This window comes from Candidatus Parvarchaeota archaeon (assembly GCA_016866895.1).
In the GTDB taxonomy this organism is placed as follows: Archaea; Micrarchaeota; Micrarchaeia; order Anstonellales; family VGKX01; genus VGKX01.
In genome coordinates this window covers 1-9007 of record VGKX01000036.1, presented here as the reverse complement: position 1 = coordinate 9007, position 9007 = coordinate 1, and the positions used below count along the sequence as shown (strand labels likewise).

General features: G+C 47.3%; 11 protein-coding genes and 1 pseudogene. 6 read left to right on the top strand and 6 right to left on the bottom strand.

From position 1 onward, the window contains the following. Positions 1-171: 171 nt before the first annotated feature. Complete coding sequence (locus FJZ26_02360) at positions 172-405, bottom strand: type II toxin-antitoxin system HicA family toxin (GenBank protein MBM3229249.1); 234 nt, start codon at positions 403-405, stop codon at positions 172-174. After that, the gene (locus tag FJZ26_02355; GenBank protein ID MBM3229248.1) at positions 402-1064 is read right to left on the bottom strand and encodes a hypothetical protein; all 663 of its coding nucleotides are present in this window, start codon (positions 1062-1064) and stop codon (positions 402-404) included. The genes FJZ26_02360 and FJZ26_02355 overlap by 4 nt, the downstream gene beginning before the upstream one ends. Positions 1065-1147: 83 nt before the next feature. Here FJZ26_02355 and FJZ26_02350 point away from each other — a divergent pair. The 4 genes and pseudogenes from FJZ26_02350 (at position 1148) to FJZ26_02335 (ending at position 5328) form a co-directional block, all read left to right on the top strand. After that, positions 1148-1318 (top strand): annotated as a pseudogene (locus FJZ26_02350) (type II toxin-antitoxin system HicB family antitoxin). Positions 1319-1571: 253 nt separating this feature from the next. Next, positions 1572-3722: a CDC48 family AAA ATPase gene (locus tag FJZ26_02345; protein ID MBM3229247.1), complete on the top strand. Its 2151-nt coding sequence runs from the start codon at positions 1572-1574 to the stop codon at positions 3720-3722. A gap of 88 nt (positions 3723-3810) precedes the next feature. Then, a complete protein-coding gene (locus FJZ26_02340; protein ID MBM3229246.1) occupies positions 3811-4512 on the top strand; it encodes a site-2 protease family protein in 702 nt (233 codons plus the stop codon). Positions 4513-4572: 60 nt separating this feature from the next. Next, on the top strand, positions 4573-5328 hold the full coding sequence (locus tag FJZ26_02335; GenBank protein ID MBM3229245.1) for a Kae1-associated serine/threonine protein kinase: 756 nt from the start codon (positions 4573-4575) through the stop codon (positions 5326-5328). A gap of 73 nt (positions 5329-5401) precedes the next feature. Here FJZ26_02335 and FJZ26_02330 read toward each other — a convergent pair whose 3' ends face one another. The 4 genes from FJZ26_02330 to FJZ26_02315 all read right to left on the bottom strand — a co-directional run bounded on the left by FJZ26_02330 (position 5402) and on the right by FJZ26_02315 (position 7340). Then, positions 5402-5737 (bottom strand): hypothetical protein, encoded by a 336-nt coding sequence (locus tag FJZ26_02330; protein ID MBM3229244.1) that lies wholly within the window; start codon positions 5735-5737, stop codon positions 5402-5404. Positions 5738-5742: 5 nt separating this feature from the next. Further along, positions 5743-6159 (bottom strand): hypothetical protein, encoded by a 417-nt coding sequence (locus FJZ26_02325; GenBank protein ID MBM3229243.1) that lies wholly within the window; start codon positions 6157-6159, stop codon positions 5743-5745. Positions 6160-6265: 106 nt separating this feature from the next. After that, on the bottom strand, positions 6266-6775 hold the full coding sequence (locus tag FJZ26_02320; GenBank protein MBM3229242.1) for a hypothetical protein: 510 nt from the start codon (positions 6773-6775) through the stop codon (positions 6266-6268). Between the two features lie 10 nt (positions 6776-6785). Next, the gene (locus tag FJZ26_02315) at positions 6786-7340 is read right to left on the bottom strand and encodes a hypothetical protein (GenBank protein MBM3229241.1); all 555 of its coding nucleotides are present in this window, start codon (positions 7338-7340) and stop codon (positions 6786-6788) included. 175 nt (positions 7341-7515) lie between these two features. Between FJZ26_02315 and FJZ26_02310 the strand changes: the two genes are divergently transcribed. Together FJZ26_02310 and FJZ26_02305 are read left to right on the top strand one after the other, a co-directional pair. Next, positions 7516-8742 (top strand): aminotransferase class I/II-fold pyridoxal phosphate-dependent enzyme, encoded by a 1227-nt coding sequence (locus FJZ26_02310; protein ID MBM3229240.1) that lies wholly within the window; start codon positions 7516-7518, stop codon positions 8740-8742. A gap of 43 nt (positions 8743-8785) precedes the next feature. After that, a partial coding sequence (locus tag FJZ26_02305; GenBank protein ID MBM3229239.1) for a hypothetical protein occupies positions 8786-9007 on the top strand: 222 nt, incomplete at its 3' end.

Genomic DNA, 9007 nt, shown 5'->3' with positions numbered 1-9007 from the left:
TGTGCTTCCTGTCGCTGAAGTGCGAGTGCGATGTTGAGGTTGTTGTTGACGGACAGCAGATTTTCCGCGTCAAATCAGGCTCAAGGCTTGTTGTGCGCGCCGCAAAAAAGCCCGTGATGTTTGCCAAAACTTAGTTGAAACAGAAAGAGAACAAGTCAACCTGGGTCTCTCTTATTTTTCAATAAGTAGCTGTGAAAATTCTTCTGCGGTATAGCCTGCTTGTCTTGCTATAGAACGCAAAACAAACAAATTCAAATCTTCATTTCCGTGAACTGGCACTGTAACATGGTGAACTGTTCCCTGCACTTCTTTAACTAGGTGTAAGTGACTGCCTTTTTGGCGCTTAAAACTAAACCCAAGTTTTTGAAGAAGTTTTACCACTTCTTTTCCAGATGCAGGTTTCACTCAATCCCTTTTTTGTAAATCCATGTCGCTTCCTTGTTCTCCCTTGAAACTCTTTTTTCCTTTACCAAATCCAAGATAACCTTGTATATGGACCCGAACTTTGTGTCAGGCCTGTTCTTGCAAACCATGTCATAAATTTCTCTTGCCGATTTACCACCCTCCAGTTTCCCGGCTGCCATCAGGCTCTCAATCTGGTCTCTCATGCTAGTTTTTTTGCCTTGGCTGGCGCTTTCGGCTTCCTCGGTTTTCTGTGCTTGTGTTTCTATTGCTTTTATGCTCAATAGTCTAGCGCAACGTTGCAGTGCGCTTGAAATTGCTGCATACTTGCTATCTTTGACATTAACAAGCTTCTCGTCTACTAGAATGCTCAAAGTAGGCCTTAGCGAGCCGTCTGGCATGTCAACTATTTTGCTTAACTCTGCTGGCGATATAGGCTCATCCAAACCTGTTTTTAGCATAAGAGCTTTCTTTGACAACAATAATAACAGTATTTTATTTTTGTTTGTTTGTTGATAAAATTTGGGCATAGGATAAATGCCGCCTTTTTCATCAAGCCTTACGTAATCAAGAAGTATGTTGCTTAAAAGTTGCCTGTCAACCTCTGAACCGTCAACAAAAAGAATCCCAAGCGGGTCTTTTACTGATATTTTTGTTTCCATTTTCCCACTTATTTTATTTATTTGGTACTGTTATAGTTATTATTTACAAACTTATATAAATAACCTTGCTTCTACCTATATACATGGACAAAATAAGCTTCTCCATAGTGTTGATTCCAGAAGGAAACTCGTACTCTTCATGGTGCCCTGAATTGGATGTCGCATCACAGGGCCACAGCGTGGAGGAAGCCATGGCAAATCTTAAAGAAGCCGTGGAACTTCATATTGAATGTCTCTCGCCAAACGAGCTACAGGTAATTCGCTCCAAGCATGGCAAAAGGCTAGTTTCAATGATGGAAATAACAATGCCTGCATAAAAAAGTACAAAAATGTACACTTCTCTTCTCTCCCGGCCAAAGCCTGCTCTCTTTATATCCCTTGTGCGCCTCATATCTAGCAACAAATGAATTAGGACTTTTGAAAATCCTACGGAGTTTATTTGTCCAGGCGCATATTCAATAAAATCCCAAAACAATATTTCAAAACCAATCACAATCAGGTGCAGTTATGACAAAAACAGTTGAGCTTAAAGTCGCCGAATCCTACCAGACCGACGTTGGCAGGGGGCTTGTGCGCATTGACAACAAGGCAAGGGCAGAGCTAGGCGTCTCAACAGGGGACATTGTGGAGCTTAAGGGCAAGCGCTCAACTGCTGCCGTTGTCTGGCAGGCGCACCCTCAAGACGAGGGCCTCAATCTTATCCGCATGGATGGCTACATGCGCCAGAACACGGGAGTTGCCCTTGGCGACAAGATACTTGTCAAGAAAGCGGAGCTTAAGGAGGCAAAAAAAGTCATACTTGTCCCAACAGTTCCAATTAAATACTCGCCAGGTTTTGACCAGTTTGTAAAAAAGAAATTAATTGGCCGCGCGCTTACCAAAGGCGACACAATCTTTGTAGGCGTGTTTGGCACCTCATTTCCCCTTGTTGCCGCTGTTGTCCAGCCAATCGGGGTTGTAATGGTCAATGAGGCCACCGAAGTTGTCCTCAAGGATGAGCCTGTAAAGGACGTTTCTGCAGCCCCAAGCATCTCTTATGAGGATGTCGGGGGCATGAAGGACACAATCAAAAAAATACGCGAGATGGTAGAGCTTCCGCTTCGCCATCCTGAGCTATTTGAAAAGCTTGGGATTGAGGCCCCTAAAGGCGTGCTTCTTTACGGCCCGCCAGGAACAGGAAAAACGCTTCTTGCAAAGGCAGTTGCCTCTGAGTCGGAGGCTAATTTCATACATATCGCAGGCCCGGAGCTTGTCTCCAAGTTTGTCGGCGAATCTGAGGAAAAACTCAGGGGCCTGTTCAAGGATGCGCAGGACAGCTCGCCTTCAATAATTTTCATGGACGAGATTGATGCGATTGCGCCAAAGCGCGAGGAGGCGCAAGGCGAGGTCGAGCGGCGCATGGTCTCCCAGCTTCTCACGCTTCTTGACGGCCTCAAGACGCGCGGGCAAGTAATTGTGATTGGCGCAACAAACAGGCCAAATTCAATCGACCCAGCCCTTAGAAGGCCGGGCAGGTTTGACCGCGAGATAGAGCTTGGGGTGCCTGATCGCGATGGGCGCAAGGAAATCCTCCAGATACACACAAGGGGAATGCCCCTTGACGACAAGGTGTCCCTTGATGAGCTTGCAAACATCACACACGGCTACACGGGAGCAGACCTGACGCTTCTTATCAAGGAGTCTGCAATGAAGACTTTGAGGCGCATCCTTCCAGACTTGGATTTATCGCAGGACATCCCTCCTGTCGTGCTTGACAACCTTCGAGTCACAAGGGACGACTTTTTTGACGCGTTGCGCGAAATCCACCCCTCTGCCCTGCGCGAGGTGTTCATAGAAAAGCCAAATGTCAAATGGGAGGACATCGGCGGCCTGTCAAAGGTGAAATCAGAGCTAAAAGAGGCAATAGAGCTTCCGCTGAAAAATCCGGAGGTTTTCACAAAGCTTGGCATACGGCCAATCAAGGGCATACTTCTAATCGGGCTTCCAGGCACTGGCAAGACTCTTCTTGCAAAGGCTGTTGCAACAGAGTCTGAGGCAAACTTCATCTCCATAAAGGCACCTGAAATACTCTCAAAGTGGGTGGGGGAGTCGGAAAAGGCGGTGCGCGAGCTATTCAGGAAAGCAAGGACTGCAGCCCCTGCCATTGTCTTCATTGACGAGATAGATGCGGTTACGCCATACAGGGGCACTGACGAGAGCTCAAAGGTGACAGAGCGCATTGTCAACTCGTTTCTTACGGAAATGGACGGGCTTGCAAACCTCAAAAACATTGTAGTGATTGCGGCAACCAACAGGCCCGACATCGTGGACCCGGCCTTGCTTCGCGCTGGCAGGTTTGACAAGATTGTGGACATACCGCTTCCAGATGAGCAGACGCGCGAGGAAATTTTCAAGGTGCACACAAAGAAGATGCCTATTGCAAAGGACGTCTCATTTGCCGAGCTTGCAAAAAAGACGGAGGGTCTTTCCGGAGCCGACATAGAGAACATCTGCCGAGAGGCTGGAATGGCCGCGATTCGGGAAAACATGAAGGCAGAGAAGGTGACAAACAAGCACTTTGACACTGCCCTTAAAACCTTGCGCTCCTCGGTGACCAAGCAAAGCGTCGAGGCCATGAAAAAGTTTGAGAAGGATGCCGGCGGCTCAATGTACAGGTAACTAGGCCAGTCAAAACATCTAACAAATTAACTAACTTATTCAGCAGCAATCTTGTGGCGTGTTAAACTCGTATTTTCAAGTGGTTTTCATGGCGCATCACTTCCAATTCACAACCGACGAAATTCTCAATATCGCGGTTTCAGTGGTTGCAATCTCGCTTGCCTTTACCTTCCTTTTTGCAGGCGGCCTGTCAAGCCTTATTGCCGCAGGCCCGGGGGCATTCATCGTGCTTTTTTCCGTCTCCGCGTTTTCAATCGGCATTGGCTTTATCCTGCATGAGTCAATGCACAAGTACTTTGCAATAAAATATGGTGCTTGGGCGCAGTTCCAGGCCTCGCCACAGGGGCTTTTGATTGGCCTACTTTTGGCGCTTTTCCTGCCATTCACCTTCCTGTCCCCAGGCGCAGTTTACATCTACTCGGCAGGCATCTCAAGAAAGCAAAACGGCATCATCTCCCTTGTCGGTCCGCTGACAAACATCGCACTTGGCCTGCTATTTTTGGGCCTTGGCCTTGTGCTTGGCCCTTCTGCGCGCGTGCTTGTGCTTGGCCAGCAGCTCAACTTGCTTTTCTTTGCAGCCTCAACAAACGCATTTCTTGCTTTTTTCAACATGCTCCCTATGATGCCACTTGACGGGGCCAAAGTCTATGCCTGGAGCCTTGCCATCTGGGCGGCAACAGTGGCGTTCATCCTGGGGCTCATGCTTGCCTTAAGGATGGATTTGGAAACTGCCCTGTGGCTTTTAATCATCACTTTTGCATTGCGCCACTTTTTCAGGCAACAGCAATAGGACAAAAGCGGGCTTGCAATTTCTTGCAAAAGACCGCGGCCTTTCAGTGACACTCAACGCATGGATTGTCTGACATTTTGGAAGAAAAGCAGTTTTTGGTTTTCAGAATTTGGTTTTGGGGATTTCATGCCTGGCTCAAAAAACTCTGCATTGATGAAAGGCGCTGAAAGCATTGTTAGGGCCTGCAGGCTTGAAGGCAAGGCGGCAGTTGAAAAAATCCGCGTTAAAAAAAGATACCGTGACCAATCCCTTGACCTGAGGCTTAGGGAAACCCGCACAAGGCTTGAGGTGCGGCTTTTATCCCATGCAAGGCAATCCGGTGTGCCCTGCCCAAAGGTCCTGCGCTGGGGCAGCTTCAACATTATAATGGAGCGGCTCAAGTGCTCCATGCTCCACCAGCTTATAGGACGGGGAAAAACTCCCAAAAAGGGGCTTGAGGGGCTTTTTTTCAAGTCAGGCTCTCTTCTTGCTACAATCCATAAAAGTGGCATTGTGCACGGCGATTACACTCCTGCAAACATTGCAGTGATGGAGGATGATTCGGCCTGGGTCATTGATTTTGGGCTTGGCAAGTTTTCAGGCAGGGACGAGGATAGGGCAACCGACGTGCTGACATTTCTCAAGGCAACCGGAAACCTCAAAGCCCGGGACAACAAACTTTCAACAAGCTTCATTTCAGGCTACTTGGCAGTGCAACCTGCAGGCCGGAGGGGAATTGGGACAGCAAGCCAAAAAAAAGCCGCTTCCAATGAATCAATAGTCTCCCTTGCCTATCAAATCGACGCCCGCTCTAGGTATTCGCAAAGGACGGGATAATTTACAATTTCCCGCCATCCTGCCTTGACTTTCAATCAAACTGGCCTTCTGTGCTGCCGCTTTGTATTCCAATTCAGGCTTTCTTTTCCATCTGGCCTAGGGCTGTCTTTGCAAATTTTTTGGCATGCCCTGCGCTGTTTTTTTCCAGGTACTCAAGCTCCTTTAGGCAGCCCCTTCTTGCAAGCACATATATGGCACTTGTCACCCTCTCCTCGTTTTCGTCATGAAGCACAATGTTTACAAGCTCAAGTGCACTTGCCTTGTGCCTCACATCCTTGCCGTTATATTGGTCAGCAAAAGGCAAAAGCACGCTAAAAAAAGGGTTTTTCTCAATGCCTTCAAATGCATTCCTGCCAACAAACGCGGGTGCGCCCTTTGGCAAAATAACCTTAAACTTAGTAACTACCAAGGTCTCTATTTATTATCGAGCGCCTCAAAGTCAAGTCTATTGACCGATGCAAGCAGCCCAAGCTTTGCAAGATACTTGGCTTGCATATCATTGGATTTGAGCGCTTCTCTCAATATACTGTTAAGTTTTTCCTTCTGATGGGGTTTGCCTGTATAAAAGCTCATTTTGCCAATAAGGACCAGATCGCCGCTTTTCTCAATTTCATCAAGCCTTTCAAACAAGCCGTCAATTGCACTCTGATTTATTGGGCTTTGATATTGTACTTTGCTTTCTCGCTCCAGCCCCAAAATCGCATGGTATCTTTTTTCCTCAAGCAATAATTTCAACCTTAGTGCTGCTGTCTTAATCAAAAGCACCTTTCTAAAATCTGTTTTTTTATGTTGATTTGGCTGCATGAATTTTTTTAGTTCCAAGTTTGCCATAAACCCAGCCTCGAAATTCCATTTCTCTTTTTGCGGTTCAGCCGCTCAAAATGCGCGTATGGTGCGCGTGTCTTAAACCTTTTTATGCTTGTTTGCCCTTATAACCCTACTCCTTCAACACTCCATCACGCTTGAGCATCTTAATCGCATGCGCCGCCACCTCATCCTGCGGGTTTGCCTTGGCTGCATTTAATATGTCATTCACCATCACTTCCCGCCTGCCATTATTTTCAAAAAATGTTGCAATCGTTGCAATCAGCGTCCACTCGCCTTTTTCCTCAAGCCGTTTTGTCCTGCCATATATCTCATCCCTTGCAGTTTTTCCAACCGAGTCATTCAGCATTGCAAGCTTTAGGACTTCGGCAAACCTATTCGCATCCAGAAGTTTTCGAATATGCGGCAATGCCTGCGCTGCGGTCTTTGCCTTTTGCGCCTCCAAATAGTCCAAATAATAATAGTCGGGCTTTCTTCTCCCTGGCAGTTTTCTGATAGTTTCTGTTTGCCAGACCCGTTTTGTCCATTTGTCAGCCACACTTGCATTGCCACCTGCTGCTTCACTCCCTGTCATGCTAGGTCCCGAGCCCCTAAATATCAAATCGCATCTTGCAGTTGTCATTTCAGCCACCTCAATGCTCTTCGTATTCCCATTTTGCCTCGGGGTTTTTTCGATTAAGCATTCCGCCGTTTTTGGCAGCATCAAGCCCAACCAAAACAAGGGCTTTTGCATACCTGCTTTCTTCATATTCTTTTATTAGAAATTCAAGCGCCCTGCCACCATCCGCAGTGCCTTTTTCATAAAATGCAACCAGCCCTATCATCTCATAATATCTGTCCGCTATCAGGCTGTCCAAACCTTGCAAAAGCGATACCCTTGCCATTTTTCCAGCCCTGCCTCCAATGTGTTTTGCAATGTAAGAAACCCACTGCCAGTCGCCACGCATTGCCATTGTGTAAATTGCCGAATTTATCTTATCCTCGTTTTCTTCAGTCCTTGCTATCCTTGAAAGTTCAGCAGAAGGATATGGTTTTCCATTCGCCTTGCCGGAATATTCATCAGCATAAGGCAATAACAGCTTGAAGTGCTGGTTTGCCTCAAGCCCCTCAAATGCCCTTCTTTGGGACTTTGCGCCTTCCACCGGATCTCTTATTTTATTTCTTTCTTGCACTAGGAGTTTTGCCATCAAATCCAATTTATCGCGCAACATAAATATATAAAACATCATCTTTTGACACTTTATCCGGCGCCAGTGCAATTCCATGCCTTTTTTATGCCTGCAGGGGCAAAACCAATCCATCAGCAGGCGTGTCAGTGCAGGTTTGTATGCCTCCAGCCAATCTATAAAATGTCAAATGCAGGTGGTTTTTGTGAATTTTGATGAATACCTAAAATCAAAGGTGGATGAGAAAAAATCGGCAGGGCTTGACTGGAAGCTTCGAAGGTTAGGTGGAATGTCAGTCCCCCGCTGCAAGGTTGAGGGCAAGGACGTGCTGATGCTTTGCTCAAACAACTATCTTGGCCTGTCAAGCCACAAAAAAATCATCAGGGCTCAAATCACTGCGGCAAAGCAATGGGGCGCAGGCTCCGGCTCTGTGCGCGTAATTGCAGGCACAATGGACTTGCACACGCAGCTTGAGGAGAAAATTGCAAAATTCAAGCACACCCCAGCTGCGCTTTATTTCCAGACAGGCTTTGCTGCAAATGCAGGCACAATCCCTGCGATTTCAGGTGAAGGGGACCTGCTTGTTTCAGACGAGCTGAATCATGGAAGCATCATTGACGGGGTGCGCCTTTCAAAGGCGCAAAGGACGATTTACAAGCATGCAGACGCGCAGGATTTGGCACGCGTGCTTGAAGAGGCCGCAACAAAAGGCTACACTGACAAGTCTGGCCAAAAACAATCATACAACCGCCTTTTTGTCCTTACCGACGGCGTGTTTTCAATGGATGGGGATGTGGCCCCGCTTGACAAAATCACTCCTGTTGCAAAAAAGCACGGGGCAATAATTTACGTTGATGATGCGCATGGCGATGGCGTGCTTGGGGAGTGCGGCAGGGGGGCTGCAAGCCACTTTGGGCTTGAAGGGAAAATTGATATAGAGATGGGCACGTTTTCAAAGGCCCTAGGCGTTGTTGGCGGCTATGTGTCCGGCTCGCAGGCCCTTCACGACTTTTTGTGGAACAACGCAAGGACTTTTCTTTTGTCAGGCTCGGCTCCGCCTGCAACTGTTGCAGGGTGCATGGCAGCACTTGACATAATGGAAAGCGAGCCGCGCCACCTAAAGAAACTCTGGAAAAACACAAAATATTTCAAAAAGCAGATGAAAGGCGCAGGCTTTGACACTGGAAACAGCACAACACCAATAACTCCTGTCATGTGCGGCGAATCAATAAAGGCGCAAAACCTGTCGGCAGAACTTTTCGAGCAGGGCGTGTTTGCCCTGCCAATCGTGTTTCCAATGGTTGCAAAGGACAAGGCTCGGATTCGGGTAATGATGAATGCTCAGCTAAGCACGGAGGATTTGGAGCTTGCGGTTGAAAAGTTCGTTGCTTGCGGGAAGAAAACCGGGGTTTTGCAGGGTTGAGTAATGGCGTGATTAACAGAAGAAAAATAGGTGGGGTGGAACAATGGCAAGATGCCTGAGGGGTCAAGCAGGGACAGGTGTTATTGAGCTTTTCTTAGCCTCTGTGATTGGCTGGCTTTTTGGAATGCCGTTTCTTGCAATCACTCTATTTTTCACAATGAAATATCTTGACCCAAAAAACACTAAAAAAGAAGTCAACCTGCTTGGGCGCACCATCAAATTAAGGCCGATTTTGGCATATTGCATCCTTGTTCTTGCCCTGTCT